This window comes from Stutzerimonas nitrititolerans, from assembly GCF_003696285.1.
GTDB lineage: Bacteria > Pseudomonadota > Gammaproteobacteria > Pseudomonadales > Pseudomonadaceae > Stutzerimonas > Stutzerimonas nitrititolerans.
Genome location: NZ_RFFL01000013.1, coordinates 123,115 through 146,400, shown reverse-complemented (window position 1 = coordinate 146,400; position 23,286 = coordinate 123,115). Strand labels below are relative to the sequence as shown.

Below are 23,286 nucleotides of genomic sequence, written 5' to 3'. Positions count from 1 at the left end.
TCGTGTCGAGGCGTTTGGACCGTCATCGGATCGCTGTGTAGAGGCTTTGCCGTACCGAATGATAATTATCAACTTCAAAGCGACGGAAAATGGAGTAGTATCTCGCCGTTGATAATGTTTCTCATTAACTGGGGCGCTGCCTGGGATCTGGACCGATACCGGCCGATTGGCTTTCGGGAAGGAGTGGCGTGCGTCCCCATCCGGGTGCGAACGAGCCATGAAGGCGCCAGGTCTGATCCATATGCTTGCCAGCTCACCGGTTTTTTCCAAGGTGGGCCGGGAAGCGTTGCAATCCCTGCTCGACGGTGCTTCTCTGCTGCGGCTGGAAAGTGGCCAGCACCTGTTCCGCATGGGCGACAAGGCAGCGTATTTCTTTCTCGTGCAATCGGGCAGCGTGGTGCTGTACCGGCCCAGCTATACGGGGGAGCACAAGATCTTCCGAAATATGGAAGCCGGTGATCTGCTGGCGGAAACCGCGATGTTCGTCGAGCCCTGCCGCTATCCACTGTCGGCGCGCGCCGGTGTTGCCTCCAGTGTCTATCGCCTGCCGCGTGCGCGATTGCTCGAACTATGCCGGACCTCGCCGGATTTCAGCATCGCGATGCTGGAAGGCATGGCCGTAAGGATTTCCCAGTCGCTCAACCGTATCGATCTGTTGACCATCGGCAATTCGGCCCAGCGTCTGGTGGTCTACCTGCTGGATCTGCACATGCAGCAGCGCAGTGCCTGGCTGACGTTGCCGGCCAGTCATGGTGTGTTGGCACGCCAGTTGAACATTACCCCGGAAACCTTTTCGCGCCAGTTGAATACCTTCAGGCGCGCGGGATTCATCGGTGGGCGCAACCCCGACCTGGTACTGTTGAACATCGAGGAGCTCTGCAAGGCGGTCGAACTGCCATCGCCCAACCTGCTGTTCGAGCAGGCGGAACCTACGACACACCTGGGCAGCAGCCTGTTCGATTGCTGCAACTATGCCCGGCAGGTATTGGGTCGTGCTGGCTGAGTGGATTGCCGTCGGTGATCAGCACGCGCCGCCTTCACCAGATCCGGTGCCCCGCCCCAGGGGCTCGGCGCAGCCTTCCTGGCCATCGGTGCGCGGCCCACTCAACGCCGGCCAGGTGTGCCCCAGATAAATGGCGAAAGCGCTGACCCAGAGCAGCCCCGATACCGTCAGCAGCGTGCCATGCCAGGGGGCTGCTGCCCAGACGCCGGCCCAGGTGCGCAGCAGCGCAGCCAGCACCAGCATGGCAGCGGTAAGTGGCAGCCAGGGGCGGTAGTCCAGCCATAGCCCGGCATGGATACGCCCGACCATGACCATGACGGCGAAGATCGACAGGGCCATCGCGCCGGCGGTCAGCAGGTGACGACCGGCCGAGGGCGTCAGTGGCGCGCCCAGCCAGGCGGCGCCCAGCAGGCCGTAGCCCAGGGCGATGAGCCAGTAGCTGGCATAGAGCATCAGGCTCCAGCGGGTGAACAGCGGTCGTCCGACGTGCCAGTCGTTGAGCAGGTTGAACATGGCCGCTGCGGCGGCGAGGGCGGTCCAGCCGGTGACGATGTCGTGGCCGAGGGCAAATTCGGTCGCGCTGCAGACGGCTATGCAGAAGATCGCCAGGTAGCGCCGTGGTGGGCGCGCCAGGTAGGTGGTGGTTGCGGGTGGGGCGCCGGGACGGCCCTGTTCGAGCTGACCATTCACGGCGCTCATGGAGATGCGGCTGGTGGCGATGACGATCAGAATGGCCAGCGCGCCCGTCGCCGCATGTAGCCAGGTCATGGCATTGGCCGAGATGACCAGGGAGATGAAAAATCCGGCCTGCAATGCGCACAGCGCAGCGATGGCCCAGGCGAAGCTGAGGTGGCTGCGTCCCGGATCGCGCCAGAGGCTAGGGCCGATCTGCCTCAGCAGGGCCAGCCAGAATGCCAGGTTGCACAGGGCTGCCGGCCAGGCGCCCAGTGAGGCCGGCCAGTAGGCCGCCAGTGCATAGGCCAGGCGGGCCAGCAACCACAACAGCACGAGACGGGCCAGTGGTCGCCCGCCGATGGCCGGGGTGGCGGTGAATTCGGGAACGGCGGTCAGGGCAAAGCCGGCGACGGCGGCAGCGGCGAAGCCGAACAGCAGTTCATGGGCATGCCAGGCCGTCGGGCCACCGGGCGGGTGCCAGCCGTCGAGCCAACCGTCCAGCAGCAGGACCCAGGTCAGCATGAAGCCGATGGCGCTGGCGGCAGTGAGTACGAAGAAGGGCCGGAAGCCGCAGATGAGAAGGGGAGAGGTGATCCTGGGCCTGTTCATACGCGGCAACCGCTATGACGGGGTTGTTCGTGGCTGGCTGGCGCCAGGGTGCCTTCGGCCAGGCCGAAGCCGATGCGGACTTGCGGGGTTTCCATCAGCTCGCCGGTGGTCTGGTGGATCCAGGCTTCCGTGCGTTCGGCCTGGGGCATGTCCAGGACGAATTCGTGTACCAGGCGACCGGGCGCGGGCACCATCAGCAGGATGCGGTCGGCCAGGCGTACCGCTTCCATCAGGTCGTGGGTGATCAGCAGTACCGCGCTGCCTCGTTGCACCACCTGTTGGCGGAGCAGGGCGTAGAGTTCCAGCTTGAGGCCGACGTCGAGCGCCGAGAAAGGTTCGTCCAGCAACAGCAGGTCGGGCGAGAGGATCAGCGCACGGCCCAGGGATACCCGGCTCTGCATCCCGCCGGACAGTTCATGGGGATATTTGTCGAGGTCCTCGTCCGTCAGCCCAAGGCGCGCGGCCATGCTTGTCGCCTGCCTGTGGCGGGCTGCCCTGGGCACGCCGAGTGCCTTGAGGCCTAGGGCGATGTTTTCTTGGGCGGTCATCCAGGGCATCAGGCTGGGATCCTGGAAGACGTAGCCGATGCCGCGAAAATCGCACTGCATGACGATTTCCGAAGGTGCCAGCAGGCCCCCGATTATCTGCAGCAACGTGCTCTTGCCACAGCCGGAAGGCCCGACCAGAGCCAGGGTTTCGCCGGCGTACAGATCGAGGCCGACGTCGGCCAGCACTTCGGTCAGCCCGTAGCGATGGTAAAGGTGGCGGATATGCAGGGCATTCATGTGGTCGGCTCCGAGCGCCAGCGCTCGACCCGGCGCTTGAGAGGTTCAAGAAACAGGTATTCGGTGGCCAGCAGCAGCCCGAGGACGGCGGCCACCCAGGCCAGCGAGGTGGCGGTGTCCAGCTGCGCGCGGGAAGTTGCCAGGGCTGCGCCGACGCCGTCCGTGGTACTCAGCAGTTCGGCCATCACCACCACTTTCCATGAGGTGCCCAATGCGGTTATCCACGCCGGGAACAGGTAGGACATGACATGGGGGAAGTACAGGTCCGTCAGCAGCATGTGCCAGGGCAGGTGATAGGCGAGCGCAACTTTCTTCAGTTGATTGTCCAGGGTGCGCGTGCCCTGCATGGCGCCGGCGAAGACGATGGGGAAGCAGGCGATGAATACGGTGAACACGGGCGTGGCGTCGCCCATGCCGAACCAGAGCATGGCCAGTACCAGCCAGGCGATGGGCGGCATGCCCAGCAGCAATGTGACCAGCGGCCGGGACAGCATGGCGGCGGTGAGCGAGCGCCCCGCCAGAAGGCCGAGTGCGCTGCCGGCCAGCAGCGCGGCGCCCAGGCCGTACAGCGTGCGTCGGGTGGAAATGGCCAGTTGTGGCAGGGCCAGGCCGCTGTCGAATAGCTCCGCGAGACGTTCCAGGGTCGCCACGGGGCCAGGTAACACCAGGGCTCCATGGACGCGTCCGGTGAATTCCCAGGCGGCACAGAACAGCAACAGGCTGGCCAGGGCGCCCCAGCCGCTCCACAGGTAGCTCAGCGTGGCGAGCAGGCCATCGCGCAAGGTTCTCAGAAAATACTTCATTTATTTCTGGGCGGATGCCTCACCGTAGAAGCCATCCTCAGGCAGCTTGCCGCCCAGGTTGGCGGGCTGCCGTTGCAACAGGAGCCGGAAAAAGGTTTCCAGTTCGGGGCGGGCCTGGGCGGCACTGGCGTAGTGAGGGGATTGGAACTGCAGCGAGTCGGCTACGGCCTGGGCATCGAGCAGGTCGATGCGGCGAGCGACCATCTCGCCGCAAGGCAGGGGATGTTCGTTGCACCAGCGGCTCGATTGCGCGTAGGCCTGTTCGACGCGGGCGCTCAACTCGACATCGAGGCGCGCCGCGCCGAGTGCGGCAAGGCCGGCCTGGGGAATGCGGGCTTCGATGCCCAGCAGTTTTCCCCATTGCTCCTGCAGGTTGACGCTGCGATACAGCTCGGGCGCTACCAGTGAAACGGGGAAGGACTGGGTCTTGCGCAGCACCATGGATACGGCGGGCTCAGCGAGCAGGGCGTGGTCGATCCGGCGTGTGATCAGTAACTGCACGGCATCCAGGGGTGTGGCGGTATAGCGCGGCTGAAAATCACGTTGCGGGTCCAGCCCCTGCTCTTCGGCGAGGAAGTCGAAGATGATGTCCGGCATGTCGTTGCGGAAGGGGATGGCTACTTCCTTTCCTTTGAAGTCAGCCAGGGTCTGCAGGCCCGGCGTGCGCGAGACCATCCACAGGGCGCCCCAGGTGGAAACGTTGAGCAGGGTGAGCGGGACACCCCGGTTGTACAGGTTGGCGGCCACGTTGGTCGGCACCGCAATGAAGTCGACCTGTCCCTGTATGACCAACGCGCGCAGTTGGTCGGGGTTGTTCCACAGAATGAATTCGGTGGACCGGGCCAGGTCGTCCAGTGCGCCGCTTTCAAGCATGTGGATCAGCGGATTGGTCACGGAGGCTGCCGGGCCGGCCAATACCAGGCGTTCGCGCATGGCCGGCGTGGCCTCAGCCAGCGCCGGTGGTAAGACCAATGCAGCGCAGGCGGCGAATAGAAAGGCGAAAAGTCGCAGGCGGGAGAAGGCGCCTGGCATTACCTGGCGGTCCGGTTGGCTGACATGGAGGTTTCCTGGCGTTCGAGGTAAAGCGGGGAGTTTATCTGTCACTCGCAGGAGATGAGAATGATAATTGTCAACCAGTCATGCAGAATGCTGCTCGCGCTTTTTAGATCGTTGCGGTGGGATATCGTCTGGATAGAAAGGCCGGCTTTCTGTATAGTGTTCCGTTTAGTGTGTCCACTAAAGTTGCGCAGAAATGAATCAAACAAAAAAGCGGGATGACCTTCACACGTCATCCCGCTTTTTTACAATCTGCGTCTGCTCCAGCCTTGATCTACGGGAGGTCTCTTGACTAAGCCAGCCACTACGCCAGCCATTCTGGCCCTTGCCGATGGCAGCATCTTTCGCGGCGAATCCATCGGCGCCGATGGCCAGACCATCGGCGAGGTGGTGTTCAACACCGCCATGACCGGCTATCAGGAAATCCTTACCGATCCTTCCTACGCCAAGCAGATCGTCACCCTGACTTACCCCCACGTGGGCAATACCGGCACCACGCCGCAGGATGCCGAATCCTGGAAGGTCTGGGCGGCCGGCCTGGTCATCCGCGACCTGCCGCTGCTGGCCAGCAACTGGCGCAACAAGCAGTCGCTGCCCGACTACCTGAAGGAAAACGATACCGTCGCCATCGCCGGCATCGATACCCGTCGCCTGACTCGCATCCTGCGCGAAAAAGGTGCGCAGAACGGTTGCATCCTGGCTGGAGCTGACGCGACCGAAGAGAAGGCGCTGGAGCTGGCGCGCAGCTTCCCGGGCCTCAAGGGCATGGACCTGGCCAAGGAGGTCAGCGTCAAGGAGCGCTACGAGTGGCGTTACAGCCTCTGGAACCTGGAAACCGACAGCCATCCGGAGATTCCGGCTAGCGAGCTGCCGTACCACGTGGTCGCCTACGACTATGGCGTCAAGTACAACATCCTGCGCATGCTGGTCGCGCGCGGCTGCCGCGTCACCGTGCTGCCGGCGCAGACCCCGGCCAGCGAGGCGCTGGCGCTCAACCCGGACGGCATCTTCCTGGCCAACGGCCCGGGCGACCCCGAGCCGTGCGATTACGCCATCCGGGCCATCCAGGAAGTGCTGGAGACCGATATCCCCGTATTCGGTATCTGCCTGGGTCATCAGCTGCTGGCGCTGGCATCCGGCGCGATCACGGTGAAAATGCCCAGCGGCCACCACGGTGCCAACCATCCGGTGCAGGATCTGGAGACCGGTGTGGTGATGATCACCAGTCAGAACCACGGTTTCTGCGCCGACGAGGCGAGCCTGCCGGCCAACCTGCGTGCCACTCACAAATCGCTGTTCGACGGCACCCTGCAGGGCATCGAGCGTACCGACAAGGTGGCCTTCGGCTTCCAGGGCCACCCGGAAGCGAGCCCTGGTCCTTGCGACGTCGCGCCGCTGTTCGACCGCTTCATCTCCGCCATGGCGGCCCGTCGTTGATCGCTGAAATCAGGAATTCGAGAGTTACTCCATGCCAAAACGTACAGATATCAAAAGCATCCTGATCCTCGGCGCCGGCCCCATCGTCATCGGCCAGGCCTGCGAGTTCGACTACTCCGGCGCCCAGGCCTGCAAGGCCCTGCGCGAGGAAGGTTTCCGCGTCATCCTGGTGAACTCCAACCCGGCCACCATCATGACCGACCCGGCCATGGCCGATGCCACCTACATCGAGCCGATCAAGTGGCAGACCGTGGCCAAGATCATCGAGAAGGAGCGCCCCGACGCCCTGTTGCCGACCATGGGTGGCCAGACTGCGCTGAACTGCGCGCTGGACCTGGAAAAGCACGGCGTGCTGGAGAAATTCGGCGTCGAGATGATCGGTGCCAACGCCGATACCATCGACAAGGCCGAAGACCGCTCGCGCTTCGACAAGGCCATGCGTGACATCGGCCTGGCCTGCCCGGTCTCGGGCATCGCGCACAACATGGACGAAGCCTACGGCGTGCTGGACAAGGTCGGCTTCCCCTGCATCATCCGGCCGTCCTTCACCATGGGTGGCACCGGCGGCGGCATCGCCTACAACCGCGAAGAGTTCGAGGAGATCTGCGCCCGCGGCCTCGATCTGTCGCCGACCAGCGAACTGCTGATCGACGAATCGCTGATCGGCTGGAAGGAGTACGAGATGGAGGTGGTCCGCGACAAGAAGGACAACTGCATCATCGTCTGCTCCATCGAGAACTTCGACCCGATGGGCGTGCACACCGGCGACTCCATCACCGTCGCCCCGGCGCAGACCCTGACCGACAAGGAATACCAGATCATGCGCAACGCCTCGCTGGCGGTGCTGCGCGAGATCGGTGTGGAAACCGGCGGCTCCAACGTGCAGTTCGGCATCCATCCGGACACCGGACGCATGGTGGTCATCGAGATGAACCCGCGGGTGTCGCGTTCCTCCGCGCTGGCCTCCAAGGCCACGGGCTTCCCGATCGCCAAGATCGCCGCCAAGCTGGCCGTGGGTTATACCCTCGACGAGTTGCAGAACGATATCACCGGCGGTCGCACCCCGGCTTCCTTCGAGCCGGCGATCGACTATGTCGTCACCAAGATTCCGCGCTTCGCCTTCGAAAAATTCCCCAAGGCCGATGCGCGCCTGACCACCCAGATGAAGTCCGTCGGTGAAGTCATGGCCATCGGCCGGACCTTCCAGGAGTCGGTGCAGAAGGCGCTGCGTGGCCTGGAAGTCGGCGCTACCGGCTTCGATCCCAAGCTGAACCTGGGCGATGCCGAGGCCGAGAGCACGCTGACCCGCGAGCTGACCGTGCCTGGTGCTGATCGCATCTGGTACGTGGCTGATGCCTTCCGTGCCGGCAAGAGCATCGACGATGTCTTCGCCCTGACCAAGATCGATCGCTGGTTCCTGGTGCAGATCGAGGATCTGGTCAAGGAGGAGGAGCAGGTCAAGACCCTGGGCCTGTCCAGCATCGATCGTGACCGGATGTACAAGCTCAAGCGCAAGGGCTTCTCCGATGCGCGCCTGGCCAAGCTGCTCGGCGTCACCGAGAAGAACCTGCGCAGCCATCGCCACAAGCTCAAGGTGCTGCCGGTGTACAAGCGGGTGGATACCTGCGCCGCCGAGTTCGCCACCGACACCGCCTACATGTACTCGACCTACGAGGAAGAGTGCGAGGCCAATCCGTCCGGCCGCGACAAGATCATGATTCTCGGCGGCGGGCCGAACCGTATCGGCCAGGGCATCGAGTTCGACTACTGCTGCGTGCACGCCGCGCTGGCCATGCGTGAAGACGGCTACGAGACCATCATGGTCAACTGCAACCCGGAAACCGTCTCCACCGACTACGACACCTCCGATCGTCTCTACTTCGAGCCGGTGACCCTGGAAGACGTGCTGGAAATCGTCCGTGTCGAGCAGCCCAAGGGCGTCATCGTGCAGTACGGCGGCCAGACCCCGCTGAAGATCTGCCGCGCCCTGGAAGAGGCCGGCGTGCCGATCATCGGCACCTCGCCGGATGCCATCGACCGCGCCGAAGACCGCGAGCGCTTCCAGCAGATGGTCCAGCGCCTGAACCTGCGCCAGCCGCAGAACGCCACCGCGCGCAGCGAGGAAGAGGCCATCGCCGCGTCCAAGGCCATCGGTTATCCGCTGGTGGTGCGCCCGTCCTACGTGCTGGGCGGCCGGGCCATGGAAATCGTCTACGACGAGGAAGAGCTCAAGCGCTACATGCGCGAAGCCGTGCAGGTGTCCAACGACAGCCCGGTGCTGCTCGACCACTTCCTCAACTGCGCCATCGAGGTGGACGTGGATGCCGTGTGCGACGGCGAGCAGGTGGTGATCGGCGGCATCATGCAGCATATCGAACAGGCCGGCGTGCACTCCGGTGACTCGGCGTGCTCGCTGCCGGCCTATTCGCTGCCGCAGCACATCCAGGACGAGATCCGCGAGCAGGTGCGCAAGATGGCCCTGGAGCTCGACGTGATCGGCCTGATGAACGTGCAGATGGCCGTGCAGGGCGAAGACATCTACGTGCTGGAAGTCAACCCGCGCGCCTCGCGTACCGTGCCGTTCGTTTCCAAGTGCATTGGCGAGTCGCTGGCGAAGGTCGCGGCGCGTGTCATGGCCGGCAAGACCCTGGCCGAAGTCGGCTTCACCAAAGAAATCATTCCGCCGTTCTTCAGCGTCAAGGAAGCGGTGTTCCCCTTTGCCAAGTTCCCCGGCGTCGACACCATCCTCGGACCGGAAATGAAATCCACCGGCGAGGTGATGGGTGTCGGCGACAGCTTCGCCGAGGCTTTCGCCAAGGCCCAGCTGGGCGCCAGCGAGATCCTGCCGAACTCCGGTTGCGCCTTCATCAGCGTGCGCGAGGACGACAAGCCCTACGTCGAGCAGGTCGCCCGTGATCTGGTCGATCTCGGCTTCGAGGTCGTCGCCACCGCCGGCACCGCGCGCATCATCGAAGCGGCTGGCTTGCCGGTGCGCCAGGTGAACAAGGTGACCGAGGGGCGGCCGCACGTGGTCGACATGATCAAGAATGACGAAGTCACCCTGATCATCAATACTACCGAGGGCCGGCAGTCGATCGCCGATTCGTATTCCATTCGCCGCAACGCCCTGCAGCACAAGATCTGCATCACCACCACCATCGCCGGTGGCCAGGCGATCTGCGAGGCGCTCAAGTTCGGTCCCGAGAAGACCGTGCGCCGCTTGCAGGAGCTCCACGCAGGAATCAAGTCATGACCAAATTCCCGATGACCGTCCAGGGCGCTCGCGCCCTGGAAGATGAACTCAAGCATCTGAAGACCGTGTTGCGTCCGCAGATCACCCAGGCCATCGCCGAGGCGCGCGAGCTGGGCGATCTCAAGGAAAACGCCGAATACCATGCCGCGCGCGAGCAGCAGGGCATGGTCGAGGCGCGCATCCGCGATATCGAGGGGCGCCTGCAGAACGCCCAGGTCATCGACATCGCCAACATCCCGCATACCGGCAAAGTGATCTTCGGTACCACCGTGGACATCGCCAATGTCGAGACCGACGAGCAGGTGAGCTACCAGATCGTCGGCGACGACGAGGCGGACATCAAGCAGGGCAAGCTGTCGGTGAGTTCACCGATCGCCCGCGCGCTGGTCGGCAAGGAAGAAGGCGACGTGGTGGCGGTCAAGACCCCCAGTGGCGTGATCGAGTACGAGATCGTCGAGGTGCGTCATATCTGACCGCCCGGTGAACCAGGCCGGCATCATCAGCTGGAGGCTGGCGCAGACCTTCTGGGTCGGCGGGCTCTGGCTGTTGCAGTTCGTGATGTTGCCGACGTTGGGCAAGATCGGCCTGGCGCCGCTGCTGGTGGAGGAAATCGCCGGCACGCTGCGGCCGCTGCTGGTGGGCTTCGCGGCATTCTGTGCAGTGCTGCAGGCTGTCGTCCTGATGCAGGCGCAAGGGGTCCGCAGCCTCTGGCGGGATGTCCGCGGTCAATTGTTGCTGGCAGTGCTGCTGCTTGCCGCCAGCCACTTCGCTGCCGGTGGCCAGTTGTTCGAGTCGGCTCGCTGGCTGCTGTTCAGCTATCTGGTGATCGGCCTGTGCGGATTGATGCTGGTGCTGCAGGAGCCGCCGCGCGCGGCGAGCCTGGGCAGTCCGCGCGCAGCCTGATACCGGCCGTCAGGCCTGGTAGCGGTGGATGTTCGACAGCTGCTTGTTCGGCTTGGGATTCTTGCGATAGATCAACGCCATCTTGCCGATGGCCTGCACCAGCTCGCAGCGCCCGAGCTGGCACAACTCCTCGATCAGGGCATGGCGGTCGTCACGTTCGGCGATACGCAGTTGCACCTTGATCAGTTCGTGATCGTTCAGCGCGCGATCGAGCTCGGCCTGAACGCCTTCGGTCAGCCCGTTCTCGGATACGATCAGGACCGGCTTCAGATGATGGCCGATGGACTTGTAGTGTTTCTTCTGCTCATTGGTGAGCGGCATAATTCGACCCTTGCGTCAGAACCCTGGAAAACGGTCGCTAGTGTAACCGAGAGGTCCCGGGCCGCACAGACGAGGTAACGGCTCGGCAGGCCCCTGGAGCGGGTAATGTAAACCCGGGTAATGAATGTAGCCGGCCTTGTAGTTTCCGATATGGCCCCAATATGAACGAGGTGAAGGTGGCCGGATCGACTGGATTGGCCGGATGAATGGAGCCGCTATCCCTTCTGCGGAGGTCGATTGCCGACTAGTATGTTTCATACGGGGTTACAGACCAATCTGCCTGTTCACGCAGGTTGTGTAGTAAGTTAGGCCGAGCGACCAACAAGGGCCGTCACGCGGGCCATCGATAGCGGTTTGCTCCAGAGGGTAATGAATTTGAACGACATGGCAAAAAACCTGATCCTGTGGCTGATCATCGCCGCGGTCCTCGTGACGGTGATGAACAACTTCTCCAGCCCGACCGAGCCGCAGACGCTCAACTATTCCCAGTTCCTTGAGCAGGTCAAGGAAGGCCGTGTCGAGCGCGTGACCGTCGATGGTTACGTGATCATCGGCAAGCGCAGCGATGGCGAAACCTTCAAGACCATCCGTCCGGCGATCCAGGACAATGGCCTGATCGGGGACCTGATCAACAACAACGTGCTGATCGAAGGCAAGCAGCCGGAGCAGCAGAGCATCTGGACCCAGCTGCTGGTGGCCAGCTTCCCGATCCTGGTGATCATCGCGGTGTTCATGTTCTTCATGCGCCAGATGCAAGGTGGCGCCGGCGGCAAGGGCGGGCCGATGAGCTTTGGCAAGAGCAAGGCGCGCCTGCTTTCCGAAGACCAGGTCAAGACCACCTTTGCCGACGTGGCCGGTTGCGACGAGGCCAAGGAAGAGGTGACCGAGCTGGTCGAGTTCCTGCGCGATCCAGGCAAGTTCCAGCGCCTGGGTGGCCGCATTCCGCGTGGCGTGCTGATGGTCGGCTCGCCGGGCACCGGCAAGACGCTGTTGGCCAAGGCCGTGGCGGGCGAGGCCAAGGTTCCCTTCTTCACCATCTCCGGTTCCGACTTCGTCGAAATGTTCGTTGGCGTGGGTGCCAGCCGCGTGCGCGACATGTTCGAGCAGGCCAAGAAGCATGCGCCCTGCATCATCTTCATCGACGAGATCGACGCCGTGGGTCGCCACCGTGGCGCCGGTCTGGGCGGCGGTCACGACGAGCGTGAGCAGACCCTCAACCAGTTGCTGGTGGAGATGGACGGCTTCGAGATGAACGACGGCATCATCGTCATCGCTGCGACCAACCGTCCCGATGTGCTCGACCCTGCGTTGCTGCGTCCGGGCCGTTTCGACCGCCAGGTGGTGGTGGGGCTGCCGGACATCCGGGGTCGCGAGCAGATCCTCAAGGTGCACATGCGCAAGGTGCCGCTGGGTGACAGCGTCGAACCGGCCCTGATCGCACGTGGCACGCCCGGCTTCTCCGGTGCCGACCTGGCCAACCTGGTCAACGAGGCTTCGCTGTTCGCGGCGCGGGCCGGCAAGCGCATCGTCGAGATGAAGGAGTTCGAACTCGCCAAGGACAAGATCATGATGGGCGCCGAGCGCAAATCCATGGTCATGTCCGAGAAAGAGAAGCTCAACACCGCCTATCACGAGGCGGGTCACGCCATCGTCGGGCGCGTCGTGCCGGAGCACGATCCCGTCTACAAGGTTTCCATCATTCCTCGCGGTCGTGCACTTGGCGTGACCATGTTCCTGCCCGAGGAAGATCGCTACAGCCTGTCCAAGCGCGCGCTGATCAGCCAGATCTGTTCGCTGTTCGGTGGGCGTATCGCCGAAGAGATGACCCTGGGCTTCGAGGGCGTCACCACGGGCGCATCCAACGACATCCAGCGGGCCACTCAACTGGCGCGCAACATGGTGACCAAGTGGGGACTTTCCGAGAAACTCGGTCCGCTGATGTATGCGGAGGAAGAGGGCGAGGTATTCCTGGGCCGTAGCGCTGGCAGCCAGCACGCGAACGTTTCCGGCGAGACCGCTCGGATGATCGATGAGGAAGTGCGCAGCATCATCGACCAGTGCTACGGCACCGCCAAGCAGATCCTGGCCGATAACCGCGACAAGCTGGATGTGATGGCCGAGGCGCTGATGAAGTACGAAACCATCGATGCCGCGCAGATCGACGACATCATGGCTGGCCGTATTCCGCGCGAGCCGCGCGACTGGGAAGGTGGTTCGGGGGCTCCCGGAGCGCCTGTGCAGCCCGAGGGCGAGCGCCCGGATACGCCCATCGGTGGGCCCGCCGCCGAGCATTGAAGCCAGGCCAGTCAATGACAGAAACCCTTCCATCCACCCGGCTGCCTTGCGGTAGCCGGGTTCTTGATTTGTCCCGTCCGCAGGTAATGGGCATTCTCAATGTCACGCCGGATTCCTTCTCCGACGGCGGCCAGCACGCCAGCCTGGACGCCGCGCTGCGTCATGCGGCGGCGATGGCCGCGGCCGGGGCGACGTTGATCGACGTTGGCGGCGAGTCCACCCGGCCCGGTGCCAGGGCTGTGTCGCCCCTGGAAGAGCTGGAGCGGGTAGCGCCGGTTGTCGAGGCGATTGCCCGTGAGCTCGATGTCGTCATTTCCGTGGACACCTCGACGCCGGCCGTCATTCGCGAATCCGCGCGACTGGGCGCGGGGCTGATCAACGACGTGCGTTCGCTGGCGCGTGATGGTGCGCTCGATGCGGCGGCCGACACCGGCCTGCCGGTCTGTCTGATGCACATGCGTGGCGAGCCGGGTGACATGCAGAATGATCCACGCTACGAGAACGTGACCGAGGCGGTCTTCCAGTTTCTTTCCGAGCGTATGGCCGCCTGCGCCGCGGCCGGCATCTCGCCCGAGCGCGTGGTGCTGGATCCTGGCTTCGGTTTCGCCAAGACGCTGGCGCACAACCTCAGCCTGTTCAAGCATATGGAGAGGCTGCATGAGCTCGGGCGGCCGCTGCTGGTTGGCGTTTCTCGCAAGAGCATGGTCGGTCAGGCGTTGGGGCGTGATGTCGACGAGCGGCTTTATGGCAGCCTCGCGCTGGCGGCGCTGGCGGTGGCCAAGGGCGCGCATATCCTGAGAGTGCACGATGTCGCCGAAACGGTCGACGTCGTTCGGATGATCGCTGCCGTACAGGCGGCAGAATAGGAATTCACATGAGAAAGTATTTTGGAACCGATGGCATTCGAGGCCACGTAGGACAGTTTCCGATCACCCCGGACTTCATGCTTCGGCTGGGCTGGGCCGCCGGGATGGCGTTCCGCAAGCACGGCAAGTGCCGGATTCTGATCGGCAAGGACACCCGCATCTCGGGGTACATGTTCGAGTCGGCATTGCAGGCGGGCCTTTCAGCGGCTGGCGCCGACGTCTCGCTGCTGGGCCCGATGCCCACGCCGGCGGTGGCCTACCTTACGCGTACCTTCCATGCCGATGCCGGTATCGTCATCAGTGCTTCGCACAATCCGCACAATGACAATGGCATCAAGTTCTTCTCGGGACGCGGCACCAAGCTGCCCGACGAGGTCGAGTTGATGATCGAGGAACTGCTCGATACGCCGATGACGGTGGTCGAATCCGCCCAGCTGGGCAAGGCCTCGCGGATCAACGATGCCGCGGGTCGTTACATCGAGTTCTGCAAGAGCAGCGTGCCCACCAGCACCGATTTCTCGGGGCTGAAGATCGTGCTCGACTGTGCCCATGGCGCGACCTACAAGGTGGCGCCTGCCGTCTTTCGCGAGCTGGGCGCCGACGTGGTGGTGATAGCCGCGCAGCCCGACGGCCTCAATATCAACGCCGATGTCGGCTCGACGCATGTGGGGCAGTTGCAGAAGGCCGTGGTCGAGCATGGCGCGGATCTTGGGATCGCCTTCGATGGGGATGGCGACCGGGTGATGATGGTCGACCATACCGGTGCCGTGGTCGATGGCGACGAGCTGCTCTATATCATCGCCACCGATCTGCAGGAGCGGGGGCGCTTGTCGGGAGGTGTGGTCGGGACCTTGATGAGCAATCTCGGTCTGGAATTGGCGCTGAAGGCGCGGGACATTCCCTTCGTTCGGGCCAAGGTCGGAGACCGCTACGTGATGGCCGAGATGCTGGAGCGGGACTGGGTGCTGGGTGGCGAGAACTCGGGGCATATCGTCTGCGCGCAGCATGTCACCACCGGCGACGCCATCATCGCCGCGCTACAGGTGGTACTGGCGCTGCGTCGGCGTGGCCAGAGCCTGGCCCAGGAGCGGCTCGCCTGGCACAAATGCCCGCAGGTGCTGATCAATGTGCGCTTTGCTGGCGATCGCGATCCGCTCGTCGATCCCCAGGTCAAGGCCGCCAGCGACAGCGTGACCGAACGCATGGGCGGACGTGGTCGGGTGCTGTTGCGCAAGTCCGGAACGGAGCCGTTGGTGCGCGTGATGGTTGAAGGTGACGACGAGACCGAGGTGCGTGGTTACGCCGAGGAACTGGCAAACGTGGTTACCGAAGTTTGTGCGTGATTCGCGCTTGCCAGGCTCAGAACGGTTGAGTAACATCTGCGCCCACTTTGACCGACGAGGTAAAGCATGCGTCGCCCCATGGTAGCTGGTAACTGGAAGATGAACGGTACCCGCGCCAGCGTTGCAGAGCTCATCGAGGCGCTCCGCCAACAGGAGTTGCCGGCGAAGGTCGAGATGGTGGTGTTTCCTTCCTGTGTGCATGTCTCGCAGGTTGTGAGTGGTCTGGAGGGCCTGCCTTTTTCGGCTGGCGCTCAGGATTGCGCAGAACAGTCCGGGTTTGGTGCGCTGACGGGCGAAACCTCGGCGACTCAGCTGTCTGATGCGGGCTGCGAGTGGGTGCTGGTCGGCCATTCGGAGCGGCGCTCGCTGTTGGGTGAAAGCGACGAGGTGGTCAGTCGCAAGTTTGCGGCGGCGCTTAGTTGCGGTTTGAAACCGATTTTGTGTCTTGGCGAGTCGCTCGAGGAGCGGCAGGCCGGACAGACGCTCGAGGTGGTGGGTCGGCAGTTGGCGCATGTGATCGCCGAGGTCGGCATCGCGGCATTCGAGCAGGCGGTTGTGGCGTATGAGCCGGTCTGGGCCATTGGTTCCGGGCTGACGGCAACGCCGGAGCAGGCCCAGGAAGTACATGCTGCCCTTCGAAAGCAGCTGGCGCGAGAAGATCAGCGTGTCGCCGATGGCGTTCGCCTTCTTTATGGCGGCAGCGTCAAGGCGGACAATGCCGCCGAGCTTTTCGGAATGGCGGATATTGATGGGGGGCTGATTGGTGGTGCCTCTCTGAAAGCGAATGAATTTGGTGCGATCTGTCGCGCCGCGGGGAACTGATCAGATGTTGCAGACTGTTGTGATTGTGGTGCATCTGCTGGTTGCCATTGGTGTGGTTGTGCTGGTGCTGCTGCAGCAGGGCAAGGGTGCCGATGCAGGAGCATCCTTTGGTGCAGGCGCTTCGGCAACCGTATTCGGTAGCCAAGGCTCCTCTACCTTTTTCAGTCGGCTTACTGCTATACTTGCCGGCGTTTTTTTCCTGACCAGTCTGGGCTTGGCATTCTTCGCATCCCAGCAGGCCGGAAGGCTCTCTGAGGTTGGTCTGCCGGATCCGGCAGTGCTGGAGGTTCCAGCGCCCAAGCCAGTGGTAGATGATGTACCTGTTCTCGAGGCGGCTCCCTCTGCCGGTAACGCAGATGAAGTTCCGCAGGTAGAAGAGAAGCAGTAAGGGTTTTTGCCGAGGTGGTGGAATTGGTAGACACGCTACCTTGAGGTGGTAGTGGCCATAGGCTGTAGGGGTTCGAGTCCCCTCCTCGGTACCAAACAAGCAGGCCCGCAGATGCGGGCTTTCTTGTTTTCAGTGTTTGGTTGACCTGTTGTCGGGTGTGGTCGTATAATTCGTGCCCAGTTTGACGCGGGGTGGAGCAGTCTGGTAGCTCGTCGGGCTCATAACCCGAAGGTCGTTGGTTCAAATCCAGCCCCCGCAACCAGTTGGTAGAAAGCCCCTGTCAAGGGGCTTTTTATTGGCTTCAGGCCAGGCCGCCGGCACTTACAGGCGATCAAAGGGATGGGCGTTTCGCCCATTTTTCATTTGTACAGCATGCGCGAGGGACTTCGATGTCGAGCAAGCTAGAACAGTTGCAGGCCTTGTTGGCCCCGGTCGTCCAGGCCCTTGGCTATCAGTGCTGGGGTATCGAGTTCCTGTCCCAGGGACGCCATTCGTTGTTGAGGGTCTACATTGATCATCCCAACGGAATTCTGGTCGATGATTGTGAAAAGGTCAGTCGTCAGCTCAGTGGCGTCCTCGATGTCGAGGATCCGATCAGTTCGGATTACACCCTCGAAGTGTCGTCACCAGGCATGGATCGACCGCTGTTTACGTTAGAACAATATGCCGCTCACATTGGTGAGCAGGTGAAAATCAAGCTGCGCTCGCCCTTTGAGGGCCGGCGCAATTTCCAGGGTCTTCTCCGCGGAGTGGAAGAGCAGGATGTCGTGGTGCTGGTCGATGACCATGAATACCTGCTGCCGATCGAGATGATCGACAAAACCAACATTATTCCCCGTTTCGATTGAGCGCGGATCCCGCGGACCCAATGGATTGCGAAAGGCGAGGCGTACGATGAGCAAAGAAGTACTGCTGGTTGTGGAGTCGGTGTCCAATGAGAAGGGCGTACCGGCCGGTGTGATTTTCGAGGCTCTGGAGCTGGCTCTGGCCACCGCTACCAAGAAGCGCTTCGAAGACGAAGTCGACCTGCGTGTGGAAATCAATCGGCAGAACGGAAGCTACGAAACCTTCCGTCGCTGGACTGTCGTCGAAGAGGAAGACTTCGATGATCCGGCTCATCAGCTGACTGTCGACATGGAGCAGGCCCGCGAGGCCGGCGCCAAGGTAGGCGATGTCCTTGAGGAGAAAGTCGAATCCATCGAGTTCGGCCGCATTGCCGCGCAGACCGCCAAGCAGGTCATCGTGCAGAAGGTTCGCGAGGCCGAGCGCGCACAGGTCGTCGAGGCCTACCGTGATCGACTGGGAGAGATCATCTCCGGCACGGTCAAGAAGGTGACCCGCGACAGCGTCATCGTCGATCTTGGCAACAATGCCGAGGCCTTGCTGGCTCGCGAAGACATCATCGCCCGCGAAACCTTCCGCGTCGGTGCGCGTGTTCGTGCGCTGCTCAAGGAAATCCGCACCGAGAACCGCGGCCCGCAACTCATCCTGTCGCGCACCGCGCCGCAGATGCTGATCGAGCTGTTCCGCATCGAAGTGCCGGAAATCGCCGAGGAGCTGATCGAGGTGATGAGCGCTTCGCGTGACCCCGGTTCGCGCGCCAAGATCGCGGTGCGTTCCAAGGACAAGCGTATCGATCCGCAGGGAGCCTGTATCGGCATGCGTGGTTCGCGTGTCCAGGCGGTTTCCGGCGAAATCGGCGGCGAGCGTGTCGACATCGTGCTGTGGGACGAGAACCCCGCCCAGTTCGTCATCAATGCGATGGCACCGGCGGAAGTTGCGGCGATCATCGTCGATGAAGATGCCCATGCCATGGACATCGCGGTCGCCGAGGACAATCTGGCCCAGGCCATCGGCCGCGGCGGCCAGAACGTGCGGCTGGCCAGCCAGCTGACCGGCTGGACCCTGAACGTGATGACCGAGGATGACATCCAGGCCAAGCAGCAGGAAGAGACCGGCGACATTCTGCGCAACTTCATCGAAGAGCTGGACGTCGATGAGGAGCTTGCACAGGTCCTGGTCGAAGAGGGTTTCACTTCCCTCGAAGAAGTTGCCTACGTTCCCATGGAGGAAATGCTCGGTATCGATGGCTTCGACGAAGACATCGTCAATGAGCTGCGTACGCGCGCCAAGGATCGCCTGCTGACCAAGGCGATCGCTACTGAAGAGAAACTGGCGGACGCTCAGCCGGCTGAAGATTTGCTCGCGCTGGAAGGCATGGACAAGGAACTGGCGGTCGAGTTGGCAGTGCGGGGTGTCATCACCCGTGAAGACCTGGCCGAGCAGTCGATCGACGATCTGCTCGAGATAGACGGCATCAATGAAGAGCGTGCCGGCAAGCTGATCATGGCCGCCCGAGCCCATTGGTTCGAGTGAGCAATTAGCGGCCTGAGGAGAGAAATGCATGACGCAAGTCACGGTGAAAGAACTGGCCCAAGTGGTCGACACACCGGTCGAGCGATTGCTGCAGCAGATGCGTGAGGCAGGACTGTCGCACACCAGCGCCGAGCAAGTAGTGACCGATAACGAAAAGCAGGCGCTGTTGGCGCATCTGAAGAGCAGCCACGGCGCCAAGGCCGATGAGCCGCGCAAGATCACCCTGCAGCGCAAGACCACCACGAAGCTGAAAGTGGCGGGTAGCAAGACCATCAGTGTGGAAGTGCGCAAGAAGAAGACCTTCGTCAAGCGCAGTGCCGAGGAGATCGAGGCCGAGAAGCAGCGCGAGCTGGAAGAGCAGCGCGCCGCTGAGGAAGCGGCTCGTCTGAAGGCCGAGGAAGAAGCGCGTCAGCGCGCCGAGGAAGAGGCCCGTCGCAAGGCGCAGGCCGAAGCCGAGGCCCGTGCAGGGTCGCCGGTGGTTGCGCCGGTTGCCGCAGCGCCGACACCGGTAGAGGCCGAAGTGCCTGCCGCTCCGGTCGAGGAGCGCAAGAAGGAAGAACCGCGTCGCACCGAGAAAACGCGCAACGATGACGACGAGCGTCGTGATCGCAAGCAGGCTCAGCATCGGCCTTCGCTCAAGGCGAAGGCGCCGCTCGGACGCACCTCGCGCACGGGTGAAGAAGATGAAAGTCATCGCCGTGGCGGTCGTGGCAAGTCCAAGCTGAAGAAGCGCAACGCCCATGGTTTCCAGAGCCCCACCGGCCCCATCGTGCGCGAAGTGGCGATCGGCGAAACCATCACGGTTGCCGATCTGGCGCAGCAGATGTCGGTCAAGGCGGCCGAAGTCATCAAGTTCATGTTCAAGATGGGTTCGCCGGTAACCATCAACCAGGTGCTGGATCAGGAAACTGCCCAGTTGATCGCCGAAGAGCTGGGCCACAAGGTCAAGCTGATCAGCGACAACGCCCTGGAAGAGCAACTGGCCGAATACCTGCGGTTCGAAGGCGACGCCGTTTCCCGCGCGCCGGTCGTGACCGTGATGGGGCACGTCGACCACGGCAAGACCTCGCTGCTCGACTACATCCGTCGCGCCAAGGTCGCCGTGGGCGAGGCGGGGGGGATTACCCAGCATATCGGTGCCTACCACGTAGAAACCGAGCGCGGGATGGTCACCTTCCTCGATACCCCTGGCCACGCGGCGTTCACCGCCATGCGTGCCCGTGGTGCCAAGGCGACCGATATCGTGATTCTGGTGGTCGCGGCCGACGATGGCGTGATGCCGCAGACCCAGGAAGCCGTCCAGCATGCGAAAGCCGCTGGCGTGCCGATCGTGGTTGCGGTGAACAAGATCGACAAGCCAGAGGCCAACCCGGACAACATCAAGAACGGCCTCGGCGCACTTGATGTGATTCCCGAGGAATGGGGCGGTGATACGCCGTTCGTGGCGGTGTCTGCGAAGATGGGGACCGGTGTCGACGAACTGCTCGAAGCGGTACTGCTGCAAGCGGAACTGCTTGAGCTCACGGCCACGCCGTCTGCGCCTGGCCGCGGTGTAGTGGTTGAGTCGCGTCTCGACAAGGGCCGCGGCCCGGTAGCAACCGTACTGGTACAGGACGGTACGCTGCGTCAGGGCGATATGGCTCTGGTTGGTTCCACCTACGGTCGCATCCGCGCGATGCTCGACGAGAACGGCAACGCCATCAAGGAAGCCGGACCGTCGATCCCCGTGGAGATTCTCGGCCTGGACGGTACGCCCGAGGCCGGTGACGAGCTCAGCGTGCTGAGCGACGAGAAGAAGGCCCGTGAAGTGGCCCTGTTCCGTCAGGGCAAGTTCCGCGAGGTCAAGCTCGCCCGTGCCCACGCCGGCAAGCTGGAAAACATCTTCGAGAGCATGGGGCAGGAAGAGAAGAAGACGCTCAATATCGTCCTCAAATCCGATGTCCGCGGTTCTCTGGAAGCCTTGCAGGGCTCGCTCAGCGGCCTGGGTAACGATGAAGTGCAGGTGCGCGTCATTGGCGGCGGCGTCGGTGGTATCACCGAAAGCGATGCCAACCTGGCGCTGGCGTCCAATGCGGTGCTGTTCGGCTTCAACGTGCGGGCCGACGCCGGCGCACGCCGGATCGTCGAGCAGGAAGGTCTGGATCTGCGTTACTACAACGTGATCTACGACATCATCGAGGACGTCAAGAAAGCCCTGACCGGCATGCTCGGCAGCGATGTTCGCGAGAACATTCTGGGTATCGCCGAAGTGCGCGACGTGTTCCGCTCGCCGAAATTCGGTGCGGTCGCGGGCTGCATGGTCCTTGAGGGCATGGTGCACCGCAACCGTCCGATCCGCGTGCTGCGTGACGACGTGGTCATCTTCGAAGGCGAGCTGGAATCGCTTCGCCGCTTCAAGGATGACGTTGCCGAGGTGCGTGCCGGCATGGAGTGCGGTATCGGCGTGAAGAGCTACAACGACGTCAAGGCTGGCGACAAGATCGAAGTATTCGAAAAAGTCGAAGTGGCGCGCTCGCTGTAAGCAAACGCAAGCTGGAAGCTGGAAGTCAGAAGCCGGACGCCGCCCATGCGGCCTCCGGCTTCGAGCTTCCAGCTTTCGGCGTTTCAGAAGGTAAGAGTCATGGCAAAAGATTACAGCCGCACCCAGCGTATAGGCGATCAGATGCAGCGTGAGCTGGCGTCGTTGATCCAGCGCGAAATCAAGGATCCGCGCCTCGGGCTGATCACCATCACCGGCGTCGAGGTCAGTCGCGACCTGTCCCATGCCAAGGTGTTCATCACCGTCATGGGCAAGGACGACGACCAGGATACGGTCAAGGAGAACCTGCGCATTCTCAACGAGGCGAGCGGCTTCCTGCGCATGCAGTTGGGCAAGGCGATGAAGCTGCGCACGGTACCGCAGCTGCATTTCAACTATGACGCCAGCGTCCGTCGCGGTGTCGAACTGGCCTCGCTGATCGAGCGTGCCGTCGCCGAAGACCGCAAGCATGGTGATGGAGAGTAACGCGTGGCCCAGGTAAAACGTGTGCGCCGCGCAGTCAGCGGCATCATTCTCCTCGACAAGCCGCGTGGCTTTACGTCCAACGCCGCGCTGCAGAAGGTTCGCTGGTTGCTCAATGCCGAGAAGGCCGGGCATACCGGCAGTCTCGATCCGCTCGCTACCGGCGTGCTGCCTTTGTGCTTCGGTGAAGCCACCAAGTTTTCCCAGTACCTGCTCGATGCCGACAAGGGCTACGAGACGCTGGCCCAGCTGGGCGTCACCACCACGACCGCCGACGCGGAAGGCGAAGTGGTCAAGCGCAAGCCGGTGGATGTCAGCCGGGAGCAGCTCGAAGCCATATTGCCGCGTTTTCGTGGGGATATTCAGCAGGTGCCGCCGATGTACTCGGCGCTCAAGCGTGACGGTCAGCCGTTATACAAGCTGGCACGTGCCGGAGAGGTAGTGGAGCGTGAGCCGCGTTCTGTTACCATTGCGCGCCTGGAGCTGCTTTCGCTGGAGGCGGACAAGGCCCGGCTCGCGGTAGCGTGCAGCAAGGGCACCTATATCCGCACCCTGGTCGAGGACCTCGGGCGCGAACTGGGTTGCGGGGCGCATGTGGCCGAGCTGCGGCGCACTCAGGCAGGGCCGTTCGAGCTGAGCCAGACCGTCACGCTCGAGGCGCTCGAACAGGCCCATGCCGAAGGCGGCGCGGAGGCGGTTGACGCTTTCCTCCAGCCGGTCGACAGCGGCCTGGAACATTGGCCGCTGTTGCAGTTTTCGGAGCACAGCGCCTTTTACTGGCTCCACGGACAGCCGGTGAGAGCCCCGGAAGCACCTCAGTTCGGGATGGTTCGGGTACAGGATCATAACGGTCGCTTTATCGGTATCGGTGAGGTGAGCGAAGACGGGCGCATCGCGCCACGTCGCTTGATTCGGTCGGTATGACCGATACGCAGTGCACTCCAATGGCGTGCTGCGTCACGAGGATGGCTGTTGGCAGGCACGGTCAGCCCTCTTTATAAACACGGGATGCGTCCCGGCCTGTTCACTATAAGGAGCCCATCATGGCACTTAACGTTGAAGAAAAAGCCCAGATCGTTAACGAGTACAAGCAAGCTGAAGGCGATACCGGTTCTCCGGAAGTGCAGGTTGCACTGTTGACCGCCAACATCAACAAGCTGCAGGACCACTTCAAGGCCAACGGCAAGGACCACCACTCCCGTCGTGGTCTGATCCGCATGGTCAACCAGCGCCGCAAGCTGCTGGATTACCTGAAGAGCAAGGACACTACTCGTTACAGCACCCTGATCGGTCGTCTGGGTCTGCGTCGTTAAGACGTAGCGAGTTGGAAGCCGGAAGCTGGAAGCTGGA

21 protein-coding genes and 2 tRNA genes are annotated in these 23,286 nt (G+C 62.7%); 18 read left to right on the top strand and 5 right to left on the bottom strand.

What is annotated here, in order from left to right:
- Positions 1-217: 217 nt before the first annotated feature.
- Entirely contained in the window at positions 218-1,003 is a 786-nt protein-coding gene (locus tag EA795_RS16570; protein ID WP_122078445.1) for a Crp/Fnr family transcriptional regulator, read from the top strand.
- Positions 1,004-1,021: 18 nt separating this feature from the next.
- Here the strand turns inward: EA795_RS16570 and EA795_RS16565 are convergent, their stop codons facing one another.
- From EA795_RS16565 to EA795_RS16550, 4 genes are read right to left on the bottom strand one after another with little or no spacing between them, the layout of a single operon-like run.
- Positions 1,022-2,287, bottom strand: a complete 1,266-nt coding sequence (locus EA795_RS16565; protein WP_122078443.1) for an NnrS family protein — start codon at positions 2,285-2,287, stop codon at positions 1,022-1,024.
- Entirely contained in the window at positions 2,284-3,072 is a 789-nt protein-coding gene (locus EA795_RS16560) for an ABC transporter ATP-binding protein (RefSeq protein WP_122078441.1), read from the bottom strand. The genes EA795_RS16565 and EA795_RS16560 overlap by 4 nt, the downstream gene beginning before the upstream one ends.
- Positions 3,069-3,863, bottom strand: coding sequence for an ABC transporter permease (locus EA795_RS16555; RefSeq protein ID WP_256206577.1), 795 nt, complete (start codon positions 3,861-3,863; stop codon positions 3,069-3,071). Before EA795_RS16555 ends, EA795_RS16560 begins: the two co-directional genes overlap by 4 nt.
- Before the next feature lie 12 nt (positions 3,864-3,875).
- Positions 3,876-4,907, bottom strand: coding sequence for an ABC transporter substrate-binding protein (locus EA795_RS16550; protein ID WP_014853928.1), 1,032 nt, complete (start codon positions 4,905-4,907; stop codon positions 3,876-3,878).
- Between the two features lie 312 nt (positions 4,908-5,219).
- Here EA795_RS16550 and carA point away from each other — a divergent pair, with 312 nt between their 5' ends.
- Genes carA through EA795_RS16530 form a run of 4 tightly spaced genes read left to right on the top strand, consistent with a single transcriptional unit; the run spans position 5,220 to position 10,524 of the window.
- On the top strand, positions 5,220-6,368 hold the full coding sequence (carA, locus tag EA795_RS16545; RefSeq protein WP_014853927.1) for a glutamine-hydrolyzing carbamoyl-phosphate synthase small subunit: 1,149 nt from the start codon (positions 5,220-5,222) through the stop codon (positions 6,366-6,368).
- Between the two features lie 31 nt (positions 6,369-6,399).
- The gene (carB, locus tag EA795_RS16540; RefSeq protein WP_014853926.1) at positions 6,400-9,621 is read left to right on the top strand and encodes a carbamoyl-phosphate synthase large subunit; all 3,222 of its coding nucleotides are present in this window, start codon (positions 6,400-6,402) and stop codon (positions 9,619-9,621) included.
- Positions 9,618-10,094 carry a transcription elongation factor GreA gene (gene greA / locus EA795_RS16535; protein WP_014853925.1) on the top strand — a complete coding sequence of 159 codons (477 nt, stop codon included), beginning with the start codon at positions 9,618-9,620 and terminating at the stop codon, positions 10,092-10,094. The genes carB and greA overlap by 4 nt, the downstream gene beginning before the upstream one ends.
- Before the next feature lie 7 nt (positions 10,095-10,101).
- Complete coding sequence (locus EA795_RS16530; RefSeq protein ID WP_014853924.1) at positions 10,102-10,524, top strand: hypothetical protein; 423 nt, start codon at positions 10,102-10,104, stop codon at positions 10,522-10,524.
- 9 nt (positions 10,525-10,533) lie between these two features.
- Here EA795_RS16530 and yhbY read toward each other — a convergent pair whose 3' ends face one another.
- Positions 10,534-10,845, bottom strand: a complete 312-nt coding sequence (gene yhbY / locus EA795_RS16525) for a ribosome assembly RNA-binding protein YhbY (protein WP_014853923.1) — start codon at positions 10,843-10,845, stop codon at positions 10,534-10,536.
- 384 nt (positions 10,846-11,229) lie between these two features.
- On the opposite strand from yhbY, the gene ftsH reads away from it, so the two are divergent.
- From ftsH to rpsO, 13 genes are all read left to right on the top strand, one after another.
- Entirely contained in the window at positions 11,230-13,140 is a 1,911-nt protein-coding gene (ftsH, locus tag EA795_RS16520; RefSeq protein WP_058076206.1) for an ATP-dependent zinc metalloprotease FtsH, read from the top strand.
- A 14-nt stretch (positions 13,141-13,154) separates the two neighbouring features.
- On the top strand, positions 13,155-14,006 hold the full coding sequence (folP, locus tag EA795_RS16515) for a dihydropteroate synthase (protein ID WP_122078439.1): 852 nt from the start codon (positions 13,155-13,157) through the stop codon (positions 14,004-14,006).
- A gap of 8 nt (positions 14,007-14,014) precedes the next feature.
- A complete protein-coding gene (glmM, locus tag EA795_RS16510) occupies positions 14,015-15,349 on the top strand; it encodes a phosphoglucosamine mutase (RefSeq protein ID WP_014853920.1) in 1,335 nt (444 codons plus the stop codon).
- Between the two features lie 66 nt (positions 15,350-15,415).
- A complete protein-coding gene (gene tpiA / locus EA795_RS16505; RefSeq protein WP_014853919.1) occupies positions 15,416-16,171 on the top strand; it encodes a triose-phosphate isomerase in 756 nt (251 codons plus the stop codon).
- A 4-nt stretch (positions 16,172-16,175) separates the two neighbouring features.
- Positions 16,176-16,559: a preprotein translocase subunit SecG gene (gene secG / locus EA795_RS16500; protein WP_014853918.1), complete on the top strand. Its 384-nt coding sequence runs from the start codon at positions 16,176-16,178 to the stop codon at positions 16,557-16,559.
- 8 nt (positions 16,560-16,567) lie between these two features.
- A tRNA-Leu gene (locus tag EA795_RS16495) sits at positions 16,568-16,653 on the top strand.
- A gap of 91 nt (positions 16,654-16,744) precedes the next feature.
- A tRNA-Met gene (locus tag EA795_RS16490) sits at positions 16,745-16,821 on the top strand.
- A gap of 127 nt (positions 16,822-16,948) precedes the next feature.
- On the top strand, positions 16,949-17,407 hold the full coding sequence (gene rimP, locus EA795_RS16485) for a ribosome maturation factor RimP (protein ID WP_014853917.1): 459 nt from the start codon (positions 16,949-16,951) through the stop codon (positions 17,405-17,407).
- 46 nt (positions 17,408-17,453) lie between these two features.
- Positions 17,454-18,935: a transcription termination factor NusA gene (gene nusA / locus EA795_RS16480; protein ID WP_014853916.1), complete on the top strand. Its 1,482-nt coding sequence runs from the start codon at positions 17,454-17,456 to the stop codon at positions 18,933-18,935.
- A 28-nt stretch (positions 18,936-18,963) separates the two neighbouring features.
- The gene (gene infB, locus EA795_RS16475) at positions 18,964-21,456 is read left to right on the top strand and encodes a translation initiation factor IF-2 (RefSeq protein ID WP_065983527.1); all 2,493 of its coding nucleotides are present in this window, start codon (positions 18,964-18,966) and stop codon (positions 21,454-21,456) included.
- A gap of 99 nt (positions 21,457-21,555) precedes the next feature.
- Positions 21,556-21,939 (top strand): 30S ribosome-binding factor RbfA, encoded by a 384-nt coding sequence (rbfA, locus tag EA795_RS16470; RefSeq protein ID WP_058076212.1) that lies wholly within the window; start codon positions 21,556-21,558, stop codon positions 21,937-21,939.
- Positions 21,940-21,942: 3 nt separating this feature from the next.
- Positions 21,943-22,860, top strand: a complete 918-nt coding sequence (gene truB, locus EA795_RS16465) for a tRNA pseudouridine(55) synthase TruB (RefSeq protein ID WP_122078437.1) — start codon at positions 21,943-21,945, stop codon at positions 22,858-22,860.
- Positions 22,861-22,979: 119 nt separating this feature from the next.
- Entirely contained in the window at positions 22,980-23,249 is a 270-nt protein-coding gene (gene rpsO / locus EA795_RS16460; protein WP_014853911.1) for a 30S ribosomal protein S15, read from the top strand.
- Positions 23,250-23,286 lie beyond the last annotated feature (37 nt).

Bases quoted from the DNA above. Each gene is read 5' to 3' on its own strand.
- EA795_RS16570 (WP_122078445.1), top strand. From the start codon at position 218: ATGAAGGCGCCAGGTCTGATCCATATGCTTGCCAGCTCACCGGTTTTT.
- EA795_RS16565 (WP_122078443.1), bottom strand. From the start codon at position 2,287: ATGAACAGGCCCAGGATCACCTCTCCCCTTCTCATCTGCGGCTTCCGG.
- EA795_RS16560 (WP_122078441.1), bottom strand. From the start codon at position 3,072: ATGAATGCCCTGCATATCCGCCACCTTTACCATCGCTACGGGCTGACC.
- EA795_RS16550 (WP_014853928.1), bottom strand. From the start codon at position 4,907: ATGCCAGGCGCCTTCTCCCGCCTGCGACTTTTCGCCTTTCTATTCGCC.
- carB (WP_014853926.1), top strand. From the start codon at position 6,400: ATGCCAAAACGTACAGATATCAAAAGCATCCTGATCCTCGGCGCCGGC.
- greA (WP_014853925.1), top strand. From the start codon at position 9,618: ATGACCAAATTCCCGATGACCGTCCAGGGCGCTCGCGCCCTGGAAGAT.
- yhbY (WP_014853923.1), bottom strand. From the start codon at position 10,845: ATGCCGCTCACCAATGAGCAGAAGAAACACTACAAGTCCATCGGCCAT.
- ftsH (WP_058076206.1), top strand. From the start codon at position 11,230: ATGGCAAAAAACCTGATCCTGTGGCTGATCATCGCCGCGGTCCTCGTG.
- folP (WP_122078439.1), top strand. From the start codon at position 13,155: ATGACAGAAACCCTTCCATCCACCCGGCTGCCTTGCGGTAGCCGGGTT.
- glmM (WP_014853920.1), top strand. From the start codon at position 14,015: ATGAGAAAGTATTTTGGAACCGATGGCATTCGAGGCCACGTAGGACAG.
- tpiA (WP_014853919.1), top strand. From the start codon at position 15,416: ATGCGTCGCCCCATGGTAGCTGGTAACTGGAAGATGAACGGTACCCGC.
- secG (WP_014853918.1), top strand. From the start codon at position 16,176: ATGTTGCAGACTGTTGTGATTGTGGTGCATCTGCTGGTTGCCATTGGT.
- rimP (WP_014853917.1), top strand. From the start codon at position 16,949: ATGTCGAGCAAGCTAGAACAGTTGCAGGCCTTGTTGGCCCCGGTCGTC.
- nusA (WP_014853916.1), top strand. From the start codon at position 17,454: ATGAGCAAAGAAGTACTGCTGGTTGTGGAGTCGGTGTCCAATGAGAAG.
- infB (WP_065983527.1), top strand. From the start codon at position 18,964: ATGACGCAAGTCACGGTGAAAGAACTGGCCCAAGTGGTCGACACACCG.
- rbfA (WP_058076212.1), top strand. From the start codon at position 21,556: ATGGCAAAAGATTACAGCCGCACCCAGCGTATAGGCGATCAGATGCAG.
- rpsO (WP_014853911.1), top strand. From the start codon at position 22,980: ATGGCACTTAACGTTGAAGAAAAAGCCCAGATCGTTAACGAGTACAAG.